Origin of the sequence: Pedobacter gandavensis (assembly GCF_032677645.1) — a bacterium.
Classification (GTDB): domain Bacteria; phylum Bacteroidota; class Bacteroidia; order Sphingobacteriales; family Sphingobacteriaceae; genus Pedobacter; species Pedobacter gandavensis_A.
In genome coordinates, this window is record NZ_JAVTSB010000001.1 from 335,056 (window position 1) to 350,374 (window position 15,319).

General features: G+C 39.0%; 19 protein-coding genes. 4 read left to right on the plus strand and 15 right to left on the minus strand.

Annotated features, from left to right (window positions below):
• The first annotated feature begins 4 nt into the window (after positions 1-4).
• The 4 genes from R2Q66_RS01365 (at position 5) to R2Q66_RS01380 (ending at position 4,305) form a co-directional block, all read left to right on the plus strand.
• Complete coding sequence (locus R2Q66_RS01365; protein WP_316746123.1) at positions 5-424, plus strand: GNAT family N-acetyltransferase; 420 nt, start codon at positions 5-7, stop codon at positions 422-424.
• Positions 425-504: 80 nt separating this feature from the next.
• Complete coding sequence (locus R2Q66_RS01370) at positions 505-1,617, plus strand: M42 family metallopeptidase (RefSeq protein ID WP_316746125.1); 1,113 nt, start codon at positions 505-507, stop codon at positions 1,615-1,617.
• A 136-nt stretch (positions 1,618-1,753) separates the two neighbouring features.
• Positions 1,754-3,304 (plus strand): helicase HerA-like domain-containing protein, encoded by a 1,551-nt coding sequence (locus R2Q66_RS01375; RefSeq protein WP_316746126.1) that lies wholly within the window; start codon positions 1,754-1,756, stop codon positions 3,302-3,304.
• A 101-nt stretch (positions 3,305-3,405) separates the two neighbouring features.
• Positions 3,406-4,305 carry an NDP-sugar synthase gene (locus R2Q66_RS01380; RefSeq protein WP_316746128.1) on the plus strand — a complete coding sequence of 300 codons (900 nt, stop codon included), beginning with the start codon at positions 3,406-3,408 and terminating at the stop codon, positions 4,303-4,305.
• 171 nt (positions 4,306-4,476) lie between these two features.
• On the opposite strand, the gene dnaK is transcribed toward R2Q66_RS01380, so the two are convergent.
• From dnaK to rplR, 15 genes are all read right to left on the minus strand, one after another.
• Complete coding sequence (gene dnaK, locus R2Q66_RS01385) at positions 4,477-6,390, minus strand: molecular chaperone DnaK (RefSeq protein ID WP_316746130.1); 1,914 nt, start codon at positions 6,388-6,390, stop codon at positions 4,477-4,479.
• Positions 6,391-6,569: 179 nt separating this feature from the next.
• Entirely contained in the window at positions 6,570-7,781 is a 1,212-nt protein-coding gene (locus tag R2Q66_RS01390; protein WP_316746131.1) for an SAM-dependent methyltransferase, read from the minus strand.
• Positions 7,782-7,920: 139 nt separating this feature from the next.
• Complete coding sequence (rplQ, locus tag R2Q66_RS01395) at positions 7,921-8,427, minus strand: 50S ribosomal protein L17 (protein ID WP_316746132.1); 507 nt, start codon at positions 8,425-8,427, stop codon at positions 7,921-7,923.
• A 91-nt stretch (positions 8,428-8,518) separates the two neighbouring features.
• Positions 8,519-9,511 carry a DNA-directed RNA polymerase subunit alpha gene (locus tag R2Q66_RS01400; protein WP_062550419.1) on the minus strand — a complete coding sequence of 331 codons (993 nt, stop codon included), beginning with the start codon at positions 9,509-9,511 and terminating at the stop codon, positions 8,519-8,521.
• 79 nt (positions 9,512-9,590) lie between these two features.
• The gene (gene rpsD, locus R2Q66_RS01405) at positions 9,591-10,199 is read right to left on the minus strand and encodes a 30S ribosomal protein S4 (protein ID WP_062550420.1); all 609 of its coding nucleotides are present in this window, start codon (positions 10,197-10,199) and stop codon (positions 9,591-9,593) included.
• A 63-nt stretch (positions 10,200-10,262) separates the two neighbouring features.
• On the minus strand, positions 10,263-10,652 hold the full coding sequence (rpsK, locus tag R2Q66_RS01410) for a 30S ribosomal protein S11 (protein ID WP_041878538.1): 390 nt from the start codon (positions 10,650-10,652) through the stop codon (positions 10,263-10,265).
• 21 nt (positions 10,653-10,673) lie between these two features.
• Positions 10,674-11,051, minus strand: a complete 378-nt coding sequence (gene rpsM, locus R2Q66_RS01415; protein ID WP_062550421.1) for a 30S ribosomal protein S13 — start codon at positions 11,049-11,051, stop codon at positions 10,674-10,676.
• A gap of 81 nt (positions 11,052-11,132) precedes the next feature.
• Positions 11,133-11,249 (minus strand): 50S ribosomal protein L36, encoded by a 117-nt coding sequence (gene rpmJ / locus R2Q66_RS01420; protein ID WP_073232286.1) that lies wholly within the window; start codon positions 11,247-11,249, stop codon positions 11,133-11,135.
• Position 11,250: 1 nt separating this feature from the next.
• Positions 11,251-11,469 (minus strand): translation initiation factor IF-1, encoded by a 219-nt coding sequence (gene infA, locus R2Q66_RS01425; protein WP_008244555.1) that lies wholly within the window; start codon positions 11,467-11,469, stop codon positions 11,251-11,253.
• Between the two features lie 71 nt (positions 11,470-11,540).
• The gene (map, locus tag R2Q66_RS01430) at positions 11,541-12,326 is read right to left on the minus strand and encodes a type I methionyl aminopeptidase (protein WP_316746140.1); all 786 of its coding nucleotides are present in this window, start codon (positions 12,324-12,326) and stop codon (positions 11,541-11,543) included.
• Positions 12,327-12,334: 8 nt separating this feature from the next.
• Positions 12,335-13,672, minus strand: a complete 1,338-nt coding sequence (secY, locus tag R2Q66_RS01435) for a preprotein translocase subunit SecY (RefSeq protein WP_316746142.1) — start codon at positions 13,670-13,672, stop codon at positions 12,335-12,337.
• A 13-nt stretch (positions 13,673-13,685) separates the two neighbouring features.
• Positions 13,686-14,132, minus strand: coding sequence for a 50S ribosomal protein L15 (rplO, locus tag R2Q66_RS01440; protein ID WP_265840686.1), 447 nt, complete (start codon positions 14,130-14,132; stop codon positions 13,686-13,688).
• A 109-nt stretch (positions 14,133-14,241) separates the two neighbouring features.
• Positions 14,242-14,421, minus strand: coding sequence for a 50S ribosomal protein L30 (gene rpmD, locus R2Q66_RS01445; RefSeq protein ID WP_194126549.1), 180 nt, complete (start codon positions 14,419-14,421; stop codon positions 14,242-14,244).
• Positions 14,422-14,425: 4 nt separating this feature from the next.
• Positions 14,426-14,944: a 30S ribosomal protein S5 gene (gene rpsE, locus R2Q66_RS01450; RefSeq protein ID WP_062550425.1), complete on the minus strand. Its 519-nt coding sequence runs from the start codon at positions 14,942-14,944 to the stop codon at positions 14,426-14,428.
• A gap of 18 nt (positions 14,945-14,962) precedes the next feature.
• On the minus strand, positions 14,963-15,316 hold the full coding sequence (gene rplR, locus R2Q66_RS01455) for a 50S ribosomal protein L18 (protein ID WP_062550426.1): 354 nt from the start codon (positions 15,314-15,316) through the stop codon (positions 14,963-14,965).
• Positions 15,317-15,319: the final 3 nt, after the last annotated feature.

Here is a 15,319-nt window from a genome sequence, read left to right on the forward strand (position 1 = left end):
CTTTATGGAAAACACGCACATAGAACAAATCAGGCCCGACCTTACCTGGCGGATCAGACATACCGCAATGTATCCGGATCAGCCTTACGATGCCGTAAAGCTAGAAAATGACCGTGATGGTATTCATTTTGGATTATTTGCTACTGATCAGCTGGTTTCTGTGGTCTCCCTGTTTAACGAAGGAAGCGTTTATCGGTTCAGAAAGTTTGCTACACTTCCCGAATACCAGGGCAAAGGTTATGGCAGTTTCCTGCTGCAACACCTGATCAGTTATGTGATTCCGTTGGGAGCTACGATGCTGTGGTGCAATGCACGCAGTACCGCTATCCCCTTTTATACAAAATTTGGCTTTTCAGAAACCGATGAACGCTTTAGCAAAACCGGCCTGGAATTTGTCATCATGCAGTTACAACTCAACAATTAACTTGTTGCTTCCCGCCTAGTTTATATATTTGTTCGGGTAAAGCAAAATACAGCTTATTATACGTTTTAAAGAAACATCAAATGACCAAAAAGAAAGACGATAAACAGAAACACGTTTCTGTGGTTACTAAAAAGTCACTCCAATTTTTTGAAGAATATATCAATAATCCATCGCCAACTGGCTTTGAATATCCTGGTCAGAAGTTATGGTTAGACTATCTGAAACCTTATATCGACGAAAGTTTCATCGACAATTACGGTACAGCGGTAGGTGTAATCAATCCTACAGCAGAATACAGAGTAGTTATCGAAGCACATGCTGATGAGATTTCCTGGTTTGTAAACTACATCACTCCGGAAGGCTTAATCTATGTGATCCGCAATGGTGGATCTGATCACCAGATCGCGCCTTCGAAAAGAGTAAACATCCATACCGATAAAGGAATGGTGAAAGCAGTATTCGGATGGCCGGCAATTCACACCAGAAGCGGCGAAAAAGAAGAAGCTCCGGCATTAAAAAATATTTTCCTTGATTGCGGTTGTACTTCAAAAGACGAAGTAGAAGCATTGGGTATCCATGTAGGTTGTGTAATCACTTATGAAGATGAATTCATGGTGTTAAACGACCGTTACTATGTTGGAAGAGCATTAGACAACAGAGCTGGTGGTTTCATGATCGCCGAAGTTGCCCGTTTACTAAAAGAAAACAATCAAAAACTTCCTTTCGCTTTATACATCGTTAACTCGGTGCAGGAAGAGATTGGTTTACGTGGTGCGGAAATGATCGCAGACCGCATTAAGCCGCATGTAGCCATCGTTACAGACGTTACACACGATACCAGCACACCGATGATCAATAAAATTACACAGGGTGATTTAGCTTGTGGCAAAGGACCAGTAGTTTCTTATGCACCGGCAGTACAAACCAACCTGAATAAATTACTGATTCAAACGGCAGAAAAGAATGACATTCCATTCCAACGTCAGGCTTCTTCAAGGTCTACAGGTACCGACACGGATGCATTTGCGTATTCTAATGGTGGCGTTCCTTCCGCTTTAATCTCTCTTCCATTGCGCTATATGCACACTACGGTAGAAATGATTCATAAAGAAGATGTAGACAACGTAATCAGCTTGATTTATCACTCCCTGTTGAACATCGAGAAAGACCACGATTTCAAGTACAATAAATAATTTCAGCGTCATACCACACGCTATCCTGAAAGGGTGTCTGCTAAAACCAGACACCCTTTTCTTTTGCTTTTAATTTCCTATTTTTAGGAACCTGTGCTGAACACATCCAGCTCAACCACCTAGAAATTATTTACTTATGAGCGATCAAACCCAAAGTTTTATAGAAAAAGTAAAAGCAGCCTACCCGGCTAAAGGGAACTATATTTATCTGGGTGCCGGAATTTTAGATGGCGAAGTATTCGCAGCTGCTGAAGTAAATCTTTATTTACACATGATGAACCGCCATGGGCTTGTTGCAGGCGCCACCGGTACCGGAAAAACCAGAACCTTACAGCTACTTGCAGAACAACTTTCGGACGCTGGAGTCCCTGTTTTTATGCTGGATGTAAAAGGAGATCTTTCCGGATTATATCAGGCTGGAGAAAGCAACCCAAAAATCGAGGAAAGGGCCGCACAATTGGCTAAACCCTTTGTCCCAACCGGCTATCCTATAGTACCTTATTCGCTCTCCGGGAAATTAGGTGCACAAATGAGGGCAACCATTCTCGAATTCGGGCCTACCCTACTGGCTAAGATCTTAGACCTCAATGATACCCAAACCGGCGTATTGTCTGTGATTTTCAAATATGCAGACGACAATAAACTGCCACTCATCGACTTTAATGACCTTAAAAAATTAATCTCCTACCTGTCAGACGGGCCTGGCAAGGACGAAATAAAAGCAGATTATGGCAGTATATCCGCTTCCACCTCCGGAACTATTCTAAGAAAAATCGTCACCATAGAACAACAAGGACTCAGTCAGATGTTTGGAGAGCCCTCTTTTGAGATAGAAGATCTAATGCTCAGAACAGATGGAAAAGGAATTATTTCTCTTTTAAACATCTCAGATGTTCAAAATCAGCCTAAGCTATATTCAACTTATTTGCTCAGTTTACTGGCAGAGCTGTATTATAACTTGCCGGAAGTAGGCGATTTAGACAAACCAAAGCTGGTGTTCTTTATAGATGAGGCTCATTTGTTGTTTAAAGACTCCTCCAAAGCCTTTTTAGAACAGATTGAAATGATCATCAGGCTCATCAGATCCAAAGGCGTAGGCGTCTTCTTTTGCACGCAATCGCCTACAGATATCCCTGAAAGCGTACTTTCGCAATTGGGCAACCGCATTCAGCATGCTTTGCGGGTATTTACCCCTAACGATGCGGATGCGCTCAGAAAAACCGTCAACACTTATCCCGGCTCTACTTTTTACAAGATCGACAAGGTCCTGACCTCACTTGGGACAGGCCAGGCGCTCATCACCGTCTTAAATGAGAAAGGCATTCCTACAGAGGTAACCGCTACCATGCTTACCCCTCCAAAAGCCGTCATGGGCCCATTAAGCGGTTCGGAATATGAGAAATTAGTCCTATCGAGTCCGATGAACAAAAAATACGGAACTACCGTTGATCCGGAAAGTGCCTATGAAATACTCACTAAAAGACTCAATGATCAACAGTCTACCGCATCAACGGCAAGCGAAGCTCCGGGAACAACCACGAACAAGCCAGAAAAAAGCCTGATGGAACAAGTCATGGGCGCAACCATCACCAGACAGATTGGCAAGGAAATTGTACGGGGCCTGTTCGGAATGTTAACCGGCAAAAAAACGCGGAATACTGGTGGAAAAGGAATATTTGGCTTCTAAATCCAGCGTATTCTCCCCATAATTCGGGATATTACTGGTTAAATTGCAAAAAACACCCATTTTCTTACGTTGAATTTAAACATATTAATTATTTTAGTCCCATGAAACCAACCTTATTAATCTTAGCAGCTGGGATGGCAAGTCGCTACGGCAGCATGAAACAAATTGACGGGTTCGGCCCGAACAACGAAACTATTATTGATTATTCTATATATGATGCTATAAAAGCCGGATTCGGTAAAGTTGTATTTATTATTAAAGAAGAGTTTCTTGAGGATTTCAAAGAAATTTTTGAAGCCAAATTAAACGGAAAAATCGAAACAGATTACGTTTACCAGGACTTCAACATTAAACAATTCGGTGTAGATATCGAAATTGAAAGATCAAAACCATGGGGAACTGCACATGCAATCCTTGCGGGTAGAACAGCTATTAACGAGCCTTTCTGTGTGATCAACGCGGATGATTTCTATGGTTTAGATGCTTACCAGAAAATGGTTAAGTTTTTAACTACAGAAGTTAGCGACAGCAACTATTCTATGATCGGATACGAAATCGGCAAAACATTGTCAGAATACGGATCTGTTTCCAGAGGTGTTTGTCAGGTTAATGCTGATGGTATCCTGGAAGAAGTTGTAGAACGTACTAAGGTATTAAAGAACGGTGACGCGATTGTTTTCGAAGAAGGCGACACACAGTATCCATTAACACCAGATACACGCGTATCGATGAACTTCTGGGGCTTTACACCTGCTGTATTCAAAATTACGGAAGAACTATTCAGAGATTTCGCAGTTCAGAATAAAGAAAACCCTAAATCGGAGTTTTTCATTCCATTAGTAGCAGAATACCTGGTAAAATCAAGAATTGCTAATTTCAAAGTAATTCCTACAGATAGCCAGTGGTTCGGTGTAACTTATAAAGAAGATAAACCAATTGTACAGGCTAGCATTGATCAATTGATCAAAGACGGAGCTTACCCATCTAATCTTTGGGACTAACGTACCTGATCTCATTAAAACAAAAAAGGGATTCACAAATGTGAATCCCTTTTTTGTTGCAGTAAACACCGGACCGATCAATCCAGGCAATGTCCCCTGCTTAAAAATACCCAAACAAAAAAAGGTGTTCTGAATTAACAGAACACCTTTTTCATTTAAATGAGCTTTCGCTTATTTTTTATCGTCTTTAACTTCTTCGAAGTCTACATCGGTAACATCGTCACCACCTGCTGGCTGAGCATCTGCTTGAGCACCAGTAGCACCTGATGGTTGTGCACCATCTTGTCCTGCTTTGTACATCTCTTCAGAAGCTTCATTCCAAGCGTTTTGTAGTTCAGCCTGAGCTGCATCGATATCAGCGAAATTTCTAGTTTCATGCGCTGTTTTCAGTTTTTGCAAACCTGCTTCGATTGGCGCTTTTTTATCAGCTGAGATTTTCTCTCCGAATTCTTTCAATTGTTTCTCAGTTGAGAAAATTAAAGCATCAGCACCGTTGATTTTTTCCGCTTCTTCTCTAGCGATTCTATCAGCATCTGCATTTTGTTCTGCTTCTTCTCTCATCCTTTTGATTTCTTCTTCAGTTAAGCCAGAAGAAGCTTCAATACGGATTTTTTGTTCTTTACCAGTAGCTTTATCTTTTGCACTTACGTGTAAGATACCGTTTGCATCAATATCAAATGCTACTTCTACCTGAGGAACTCCACGTGGAGCTGGTGGAATACCATCTAAGATGAAACGACCAATCGTACGGTTTTGAGCAGCCATTGGACGCTCTCCTTGTAAGATATGGATCTCTACTGAAGGCTGATTGTCAGCTGCTGTAGAGAAAGTCTCTGCTTTTTTAGAAGGAATAGTTGTATTGGCTTCAATTAATTTAGTCATTACACCACCCATAGTCTCAATACCTAATGAAAGAGGAGTAACATCTAATAACAATACATCTTTAACTTCACCTGTTAATACACCACCTTGGATTGCAGCACCGATAGCTACTACCTCATCAGGGTTAACACCTTTCGAAGGCTCTTTACCGAAGAAAGCTTTAACTGCTTCCTGGATAGCAGGCATACGAGTTGAACCACCAACTAAGATAATCTCATCGATATCAGAAGTTTTCAAACCTGCATTTTTCAATGCTGATCTACATGGGTCAATAGTACGTTTGATTAAATCAGCAGCCAATTGCTCAAATTTAGCACGGCTTAAGTTTCTAACCAAGTGTTTAGGACCAGTTGCATCAGCAGTGATGTAAGGCAAGTTGATCTCAGTAGTAGTTGTGCTTGAAAGCTCAATTTTAGCTTTCTCAGCAGCTTCTTTCAAACGTTGTAAAGCCATTGGATCTTTATTCAAGTCCATACCATACTCTTCTTTGAATTCAGCAGCTAACCAATCGATAATGATATGGTCAAAGTCATCACCACCTAAGTGAGTATCACCGTCAGTAGATTTTACTTCAAATACACCATCACCTAATTCTAATACAGAAACGTCATGAGTACCACCACCACAGTCAAACACAACGATTTTCATGTCTCTTTGTGCTTTATCCAAACCGTAAGCTAATGCAGCTGCAGTTGGCTCGTTGATGATACGTTTCACTGTTAAACCAGCGATTTCACCAGCTTCTTTAGTAGCTTGACGTTGTGCATCATTAAAGTAAGCAGGAACAGTAATAACTGCTTCAGTTACCTCATGACCCAAAAAGTCTTCAGCTGTTTTTTTCATTTTCTGCAAAATCATCGCAGAAAGTTCTTGTGGTGTGTATTTACGGTCGTCAATTTCTACACGTGGTGTATTGTTGTCGCCCTTAACTACCTTATACGGTACACGACCAGCTTCTTTAGTAACCTCAGCAAAGCTGCTGCCCATAAAGCGTTTGATCGAAGAAATTGTTTTTGTTGGGTTAGTAATTGCCTGGCGTTTTGCCGGCTCACCTACCTTGCGTTCACCATTTTCTGCAAAAGCAACAATGGATGGCGTAGTACGCTTACCCTCACTGTTGGCTATAACTACAGGTTCGTTACCTTCCATTACGGAAACGCAAGAGTTTGTTGTTCCTAAGTCTATACCAATAATTTTTGACATGCTATTTATCTCTGTTTATGTTTATGAATCTTATTATTTATTTCTTATTATTTCTTGTTTAACAAGCAATGTGCCAATTAAGTTTTGGCAGAAAATTTTGTTATTTTCCATTCAGAAAGGAATCTTCTGTCCGAATCTTGTTACAAAAATGTGACAGGATGACAGAAATACACTGTCTTTTACTGATCTAACTTCAGTAAACGCTCTAAATGATGGTAGCCAATCCCAAAATAAGCCTTTGTCTCCGCCAGCTTCTCTTTAATCTCTGCCTGTTTTACCTCCAGGGCTTTACCCGAAAGCTTGCCAGTCTTCACACCTACGACCAAAACATTTTTAGGCGTATGTGCATCAGAGATGAATTCAAACACTTTAGTTTTGTAACCATAGTATTCCAGAATCAAAGCACGCATGGCATCAGTTACCATTTCTGCCTGGCGTTCCATGAAAATTCCGTATTTAGTCAGCACCGAAACTTCGTTCTTAACTTTGGCCTTATCCATTTCGCGTCTGATCTGTTTATGGCAACAAGGAGCAACCACAATTAAACTGGCATTGGCCTTAATCCCTTTATAGATGGCATCATCAGTTGCCGTATCACAAGCATGCAGCGCGATCAGTAAATCAATAGAATCTACCTGATAATCCTGAATCGTACCCGGTACAAAATCAAGACCGGTAAAACCAGAACTTTTTGCAATTCCCTTACATAAACTCACCAGGTCATCTCTAAATTCTACACCGGTTACTTTCGTATCCAGTTTCAATACCTGATGCAGGTAATCATATAAAGCGAAAGTCAGGTATCCTTTTCCGGAACCCATATCGACCACTTTCTTGATGCTGTTTTCAGGTAATTCCTTAATCAGGGAACTTAAGATCTCTACGTACTGATTGATCTGTTTGTATTTATCCTGCGCATTTTTGAAAACATTACCTTCTGCATCAGTAATCTTCAGCTCCTGTAAATAAGGCTTGCCGGCAGGCTGAATCAACCGCTTCTTTTCTTTATTATGTGATACAGGAGTTGCTGTTTTTCCATCGCCGTTCAATACCCGTTCCCGCATAGAGATCACGTGGTTCTTATCATGCTCCAGGGTCACTTCCTTTTCGGTCGTAAACAAAGTAGCCGCTTTAAAATCATTGCTGATAAAATTGGACACTTTAGTGATTCCTTCCGGAATCCCAAAGTTCTTAACGATATCTCTGGTTTTGTTGCGGTAAGTAAAAGAGAGCATATCTACCCTTTTGATCTTTACCCTGCGGACATAAACATTTTTTAATTCTTTATCATTTCCCTGATAATTGCCCAGGGAAACTTTCAAAAAAGTGCTCGAAGAAATACTTTCTGCGAGTTGTTCTTGAAAACGCTGTAAATGGAGTTGATTTGACATGAAATTGGATTACGGGGCAAAGATACCCATTTGATCAGTGAATACTAAATGCGAAAGCGGAAAGCCTGGAAATTCCGCTAAAAAGAAAAAACCCTGACCGAAACGGACAGGGTTTTCCTTATAATGATGAGGGAATAAATTATTCGCCTTTATCTTCAGTTTTAGTTTCAACCGCTGCTTCTTCAGTAGCTGGAGTTGCTTCAACAGTATCATCAGTTTTCTTAGCTTTGGTTCTACCACGACGTGTAGTTTTCTTCTCAGCAGATTCAACTTCTTTACCGTAAATTTCATTGTAATCAACCAATTCGATTAAAGCCATTTCAGCATTATCACCTAAACGGTTGTTTAATTTAATGATCCTTGTGTAACCACCTGGACGGTTTGCAATTTTAGCTGCAACATCACGGAACAATTCAGTAACGATTTCTTTATCTTGTAAGTAGCTAAAAACGATACGACGAGAGTGTGTAGTATCAGTTTTAGATTTAGTCAAAAGAGGCTCAACATACATACGCAAAGCTTTTGCTTTTGCTAAAGTAGTTTGGATTCTTTTGTATTTAATTAACGATGAAGCCATGTTAGCCAACATCGCCTTACGATGTGAATCTGTTCTTCCTAAGTGGTTATTTTTTTTACCGTGTCTCATTTTGATTTTATTCAGTGCATACCGTCTCGTTGATTAAAATCTGAGGGAATTATGCACGATTTACAATATTGTTATTTAAGGGTAGTTTTGATTACTCTTCGTCAAGTTTGAATTTCGATAAGTTCATACCGAAAGATAAGCTTTTAGATTTCACCAATTCCTGAATCTCAGTCAATGATTTTTTACCGAAGTTTCTGAATTTTAACATATCAGCAACATCATAAGAAACCAGGTCAGCTAAAGTACGGATATCAGCTGCTTTAAGGCAGTTTAATGCACGTACAGAAAGATCTAAATCAACCAATTCAGTTTTAAGGATTTTACGCATATGTAAAATTTCCTCGTCTACTTCTTTAGTTTCTTCTTTAGCTTGAGATTCTAATACCAGATTCTCATCAGAGAACAACATAAAGTGCTGGATTAAAATTTTCGCAGCTTCTTTTAGTGCTTCTTCAGGATGGATAGATCCATCTGTAGAGATATCAAGGATTAATTTTTCATAATCTGTTTTTTGTTCAACACGATAATTTTCAATCGAGTATTTTACATTTTTCATTGGGGTAAAAATCGAATCGATTGCGATTACACCAACTACAGCATCATTGATTTTATTTTCTTCAGCTGGAACATAACCGCGGCCTTTATTGATAGTTAATTCTACCTCTAAAGTCACTGTTTTTTCCATGTTACAAATAACGAAATCAGGGTTAAGAACCTCGAAGTTGTTAGAGAATTTTGTAATATCTCCAGCGGTAAACTGATCTTGCCCGTTTACTAAAATGAAAACTTTTTCAGAATCACCAGAATCACCAACTTTCTTAAAACGTACTTGTTTCAAGTTAAGGATGATTTCCGTCAAATCTTCTACAACACCTTTCATTGTAGAAAACTCGTGAGATACGCCAGAAAAACGAATACTTGTAATGGCATAACCTTCTAATGAAGAAAGTAAAATTCTTCTTAGGGCATTACCAATTGTTACACCGAAACCGGGCTCTAAAGGACGAAATTCAAATATACCATCGAAATCTGTTGATTTCTGCATGATTACCTTATCGGGTTTCTGAAATGCTAAAATTGCCATTTATAATGTTTTTAGATCGTTATTAAAATTATGTAATGAAATAAAGTGAATTGCCCATAAAGGCAATTCACTAAATATATTACTTAGAGTATAACTCTATTATAAGGTTCTCTTTGATATTTTCTGGGATCTCATCACGGTTAGGATAAGTTAAGAACTTACCTGACAATTCACTTGCATTCCAGTCTAACCAATTGAATTTATTGATTACTCTGCCTGCTACTGAATTAGTAATCGCTTCTAAAGTTTTAGACTTTTCGCGAACTGCAACAACATCACCAGCTTTTAATTGATATGAAGGAATGTTTACTACTTCACCGTTAACTGTTACGTGTTTATGGCTAACTAACTGACGTGCAGCTGAACGTGTTGTAGCAATACCTAATCTGTATACTGTGTTATCTAAACGAGCTTCTAATAATTGCAATAAGTTATCACCAGTGATACCTTCACGAGAAGATGCTTTGGTGAATAAGTTACGGAACTGACGTTCTAATACACCATAAGTATATTTAACTTTCTGTTTTTCCATTAACTGTACTGCGTACTCGGATTGTTTTCCTCTTCTTTTGGAAGCACCGTGCTGTCCAGGAGGATAATTTTTTCTATCTAATACCTTATCAGGGCCGAAAATTGGCTCTCTGAATTTACGGGCGATTTTGGACTTTGGTCCTGTATATCTTGCCATTGTGCTTTGATTAAAGTATCATGCAGCCTTAAGCTACAGACTCTTAGCTTTAAAAATTAATAATTAAACTCTTCTCTTTTTAGGAGGACGACAACCGTTGTGCGGAAGCGGAGTGATATCTTTGATAGAGGTTACTTCGATACCTGAAATCTGCAATGTTCTAATTGCTGATTCACGACCTGAACCTGGACCTTTAACAAAAACTTCTACTTTACGAAGACCTAAGTCAAATGCTACTTTACCGCAATCAGATGCTGCTTGACCTGCTGCATAAGGAGTGTTCTTTTTAGAACCCTTGAATCCCATTTTACCTGCAGAAGACCATGAAATAGTTTGACCGTTGTTATTTGTTAAAGTAACAATGATATTGTTAAAAGTAGCATTGATGTGCGCCTGACCAACAGGTTCAATAACAACAATACGCTTTTTGGTAACTTTTTTACTCTTAGCCATAATTCTTATTCAGTACTAATTTTATTTAGTAGCTTTTTTCTTGTTAGCAACTGTTTTTCTCTTGCCTTTACGTGTACGAGAGTTGTTCTTAGTACGTTGTCCACGTACCGGCAAACCTTTTCTGTGACGTAATCCACGGTAACAACCGATATCCATTAAACGTTTAATGTTCAACTGAACTTCTGAACGTAAAGCACCTTCTACTTTTACGCCGTCGTTGATGATGGTACGAATAGCTGACAACTCGTCGTCAGACCAATCCTGTACTTTCTTGTTAAAATCGATACCTGCTTCCGTTAAAATACGTTGAGCAGTTGATCTACCTACTCCGAAGATGTACGTTAGACCAATTTCGCCTCTTTTGTTTCTTGGTAAATCAATACCTGATATCCTTGCCATATTTGTACTAAATGTTTGATTAACTGAATGAACGAGATTGAGTATCCTGTACATTCAATCTTCATCACAATCAATAATTTCTTAACCTTGACGCTGCTTATATTTTGGATTTTTCTTGTTAATCACGAAAAGTTTACCTTTACGACGAATAATCTTGCAATCAGCGCTACGTTTTTTAATTGATGACCTAACTTTCATTTTATTTATATCTATAAGTAATCCTGCCTTTTGATAAATCGTAAGGCGACATCTCTAATTTAACTTTGTCTCCAGGTAAAATCTTGATGTAGTGCATCCTCATTTTACCCGAAATATGAGCTATTATCTCATGACCATTCTCTAGTTCCACACGGAACATGGCATTGGATAGTGCTTCTCTTATTACACCGTCTTGTTCAATTGAGGCTTGTTTAGCCATATAATATTGATATTTACTTAATTAGCTGCTACTAAACAGGGTTGCAAAATTAAATAAAAAAAGTTAATAAATTACTTTTTTTTATTTAAAACTTCTTCAATACTTGAAAAAGTCGATAAAACGTCTGCCTTACCCTTTTTAACTGCCACCGTATGCTCAAAATGAGCTGATGGCCTATTGTCTTTACTGGTTACTGTCCAGCCGTCTGACCAGAACTTAACACCCGCTGTACCTGCATTGATCATAGGCTCTATAGCGATCACCATTCCTTCTTCCAATTTAATTCCAATCCCGCGTTTACCATAATTTGGTACTTCAGGTTTTTCATGCAATTGAACTCCGACTCCGTGACCTACTAATTCCTTCACTACACCAAATCCATTCGCCTCCGCATGCGCCTGTACAGCATAGCCTACGTCTCCGATCCTTGATCCTACGACAGCCTTCTCTATGGCTAGTCTTAAGCATTCTTTTGTCACCTCTACTAACTTCTGCTTTTCTGCGTCTACTTCTCCAATGGAAAAAGTATAGGCCGAATCGCCAAAGTATTTATTTAGAATGACCCCACAGTCGACAGAGATCAAGTCCCCCTCCTGTATCACATATTCACCCGGAAAGCCATGAACAACCTGCTCATTTGGCGATATACATAGTGAATACGGGAAGCCGTTATAGTTTAAAAAAGCAGGGATTGCTCCGTGGTCTTTGATAAACGTTTCAGCCAGGTCATTCAATTTTTTTGTAGTGATGCCCGGACCAATCACTTTAGCTACTTCAGCCAAAGTTTTAGATACAAGTAAAGAACTCTCTCTTATTAACTCGATCTCCTCAGGAGATTTGTAATAGATCTTAGACATACTATATTTTAGATCACTGCGTTGCTACCAGTTGTTGCAGCAGGAATTCCTGTGCGACCGGTAACTCTACCTGTTTTCATTAAACCATCATAATGACGCATTAACAAATAACTTTCAATTTGTTGCAAAGTATCTAATACTACACCTACCAGGATCAACAAAGAAGTTCCGCCATAGAAATGGGCAAATTCTGACTTGATACCGAATTTAACGGCTACTGAAGGAAGTACTGCAATGATGGCAAGGAAAACTGCACCAGGGAAGGTGATCTTCGAAATTACATCATCTATGAAGCTTGAGGTAGCCAGACCTGGTTTGATACCAGGAATAAATCCACCGTTCTTCTTCATGTCGTCCGACATTTGAGTAGGGTTAACGGTAATTGCAGTATAAAAGAATGTAAATGCAATAATTAAAAATCCAAAAGTTAAGCTATACGCTAATGAAGTATAGTCACTGAACTGAATCAACCAGGTGTTCTGTAAAGAAGGAAAGAACTGAGGAATGAATCCAGGGATAAACATCAAGGCCTGAGCAAAGATGATCGGCATTACACCGGCAGCATTCACTTTTAAAGGAATGTACTGTCTTACCCCACCAAACTGTCTGTTACCAACAATCCTTTTTGCGTATTGAACCGGCACTTTACGTACACCCTGAACAATCATGATGGTAAACATCACTACCGCAAATAAAGCCACAATCTCAAGAACAAGGGCAATTAAGCCTCCTTCTCCGACGAACCTCGAAGTAACCTCCTGGTATAAAGCGATTGGTAATCTGGCAATAATACCAACCATAATGATTAGTGAAATACCATTTCCAATACCTTTATCGGTGATTTTCTCACCCAACCACATCACGAATAAAGTACCTGCTGCCAACACGAATGTTGCCATCACATAAAATAAGCCGTGATCAATTACGATTGCTTCGGTAGGAACTTGTGTTTTAACATAACCAGCCGCCTGAAGGGCAGTGATGGCTACGGTTAGATAACGCGTAATCTGATTTAGTTTCTTCCTGCCACTTTCACCCTCCTTTTGCATTTTCTGGAATGAAGGAACAGCAATACCTAATAGCTGAACTACAATTGAGGCAGAAATATAAGGCATAACACCCAAGGCAAGGATAGATACCCGTGAAAACGAACCTCCGGCAAACATATCCAAGAGACCTAAAAGACCAGACTTTTCATTATTGCCTAAAAGAGTTGCGTCAACACCTGGTAGCACCACATGAGATACAAATCTATAAACCAAAAGAATCATGAGCGTAAATACAATACGCTCTTTCAATTCTTGAATTTTCCAAATATTACTTAAAGTAGTAAACAGCTTCTTCATTAATTACAATTAATTACAATTTTTCGATTGAGCCTCCAACAGCCTCAATAGCTTGTTGTGCAGTAGCAGAAAAGCCATGAGCTTTGATTTCTAACTTAGATTTAACTTCACCACGGCCAAGTACTTTTACCAGGTCATTCTTGTGAGCTAAACCATGGTTTTGCAATGTAGCAAAATCAATCGTAGTATAGTTAAATTTCTCAGCTAATGCTTGAATTACGTCTAAGTTTACACTTACGTATTCTACACGGTTGATAGGTTTGAAACCAACCTTAGGTACGCGACGTTGTAATGGCATCTGACCACCTTCAAAACCGATTTTGGTTTTGTGACCAGAACGAGATCCAGCACCTTTGTGACCACGTGTTGACGTTCCGCCACGTCCAGAACCGGTACCACGACCAATTCTCTTAACATTCTTTGTAGAACCTTTTGCAGGTTTCAGATTACTTAAGTTCATTTTTTGAAACTTATGTTGCCCTTCGCTTTCACTAATCAGGGACAACGGTTAAACATATTTAAAGGTTGCAAATGTAATTATATAAACCACATTTACAACCTTTAATAATTTATATACTCTCTATAGCAACTAAGTGATTCACTTTTCTCACCATTCCGATGATGGCAGCGTTAGCTTCCACTTCAACACTTTGGTTCATTTTAGTTAAACCTAATGCCTGCATCGTTCTTTTTTGGCGTTCGCTTCTATCGATAATGCTTTTTATCTGGGTTATTTTGATCTTAGCCATAATATTATCCGTTAAAAACTTTATTTAAATCAATACCACGTTGTTGAGCGATGGTATAAGCATCACGCATCTTAGTTAAAGCATCTACTGTTGCTTTTACCACGTTGTGAGGATTTGATGAACCTTTAGACTTTGCTAATACATTGTGTACACCAGCACTCTCCAAAACAGCACGCATTGCACCACCAGCAATAACACCTGTACCTACTGCAGCTGGTTTGATTAATACAAAACCACCAGAGAATTTACCGATTTGCTCATGAGGAACAGTACCGTTTAACAGAGGAACTTTTACCAAGTTCTTTTTAGCATCATCGATACCTTTAGCAATTGCTTCAGTTACCTCTTTTGCTTTACCTAATCCGTAACCTACGATTCCGTTTTCATCTCCAACAACCACGATGGCTGAGAAGCTGAAAGTACGTCCACCTTTGGTTACTTTGGCAACACGTTGTATGCTAACTAAACGATCTTTTAATTCGATCTCGCTAGTCTTAACTCTTTTTATATTGATAGTTGACATTCTTATCCTATTTTCAGATTAAAATACTAAACCAGCTTCGCGGGCACCTTCTGCCAACGATTTAACACGTCCATGGTACAAATAACCATTTCTGTCGAAAACTACTTCTTTAATCCCTGCTGCAATAGCTTTTTCAGCTACTAATTTACCTACAGCTACAGATTGTTCAGATTTGTTTCCAGTTCCAGAAAAGTCTTTTGACAAAGACGAAGCTGATACAATTGTATTACCGGTTACGTCGTTAATGATTTGAGCATAAATTCCTTTATTGCTTCTATATACCGATAGACGTGGACGGCTTTCAGAACCTGTTAATCTTTTTCTGATTCCCTTTTTTATACGATCTCTACGAGATAATTTTTTTCCTGCCATTTT

Coding starts and splice junctions, on each gene's coding strand:
- R2Q66_RS01365 (WP_316746123.1), top strand. CDS start 5: ATGGAAAACACGCACATAGAACAAATCAGGCCCGACCTTACCTGGCGG.
- R2Q66_RS01370 (WP_316746125.1), top strand. CDS start 505: ATGACCAAAAAGAAAGACGATAAACAGAAACACGTTTCTGTGGTTACT.
- R2Q66_RS01375 (WP_316746126.1), top strand. CDS start 1,754: ATGAGCGATCAAACCCAAAGTTTTATAGAAAAAGTAAAAGCAGCCTAC.
- R2Q66_RS01380 (WP_316746128.1), top strand. CDS start 3,406: ATGAAACCAACCTTATTAATCTTAGCAGCTGGGATGGCAAGTCGCTAC.
- dnaK (WP_316746130.1), bottom strand. CDS start 6,390: ATGTCAAAAATTATTGGTATAGACTTAGGAACAACAAACTCTTGCGTT.
- R2Q66_RS01390 (WP_316746131.1), bottom strand. CDS start 7,781: ATGTCAAATCAACTCCATTTACAGCGTTTTCAAGAACAACTCGCAGAA.
- rplQ (WP_316746132.1), bottom strand. CDS start 8,427: ATGAGACACGGTAAAAAAAATAACCACTTAGGAAGAACAGATTCACAT.
- R2Q66_RS01400 (WP_062550419.1), bottom strand. CDS start 9,511: ATGGCAATTTTAGCATTTCAGAAACCCGATAAGGTAATCATGCAGAAA.
- rpsD (WP_062550420.1), bottom strand. CDS start 10,199: ATGGCAAGATATACAGGACCAAAGTCCAAAATCGCCCGTAAATTCAGA.
- rpsK (WP_041878538.1), bottom strand. CDS start 10,652: ATGGCTAAGAGTAAAAAAGTTACCAAAAAGCGTATTGTTGTTATTGAA.
- rpsM (WP_062550421.1), bottom strand. CDS start 11,051: ATGGCAAGGATATCAGGTATTGATTTACCAAGAAACAAAAGAGGCGAA.
- rpmJ (WP_073232286.1), bottom strand. CDS start 11,249: ATGAAAGTTAGGTCATCAATTAAAAAACGTAGCGCTGATTGCAAGATT.
- infA (WP_008244555.1), bottom strand. CDS start 11,469: ATGGCTAAACAAGCCTCAATTGAACAAGACGGTGTAATAAGAGAAGCA.
- map (WP_316746140.1), bottom strand. CDS start 12,326: ATGTCTAAGATCTATTACAAATCTCCTGAGGAGATCGAGTTAATAAGA.
- secY (WP_316746142.1), bottom strand. CDS start 13,672: ATGAAGAAGCTGTTTACTACTTTAAGTAATATTTGGAAAATTCAAGAA.
- rplO (WP_265840686.1), bottom strand. CDS start 14,132: ATGAACTTAAGTAATCTGAAACCTGCAAAAGGTTCTACAAAGAATGTT.
- rpmD (WP_194126549.1), bottom strand. CDS start 14,421: ATGGCTAAGATCAAAATAACCCAGATAAAAAGCATTATCGATAGAAGC.
- rpsE (WP_062550425.1), bottom strand. CDS start 14,944: ATGTCAACTATCAATATAAAAAGAGTTAAGACTAGCGAGATCGAATTA.
- rplR (WP_062550426.1), bottom strand. CDS start 15,316: ATGGCAGGAAAAAAATTATCTCGTAGAGATCGTATAAAAAAGGGAATC.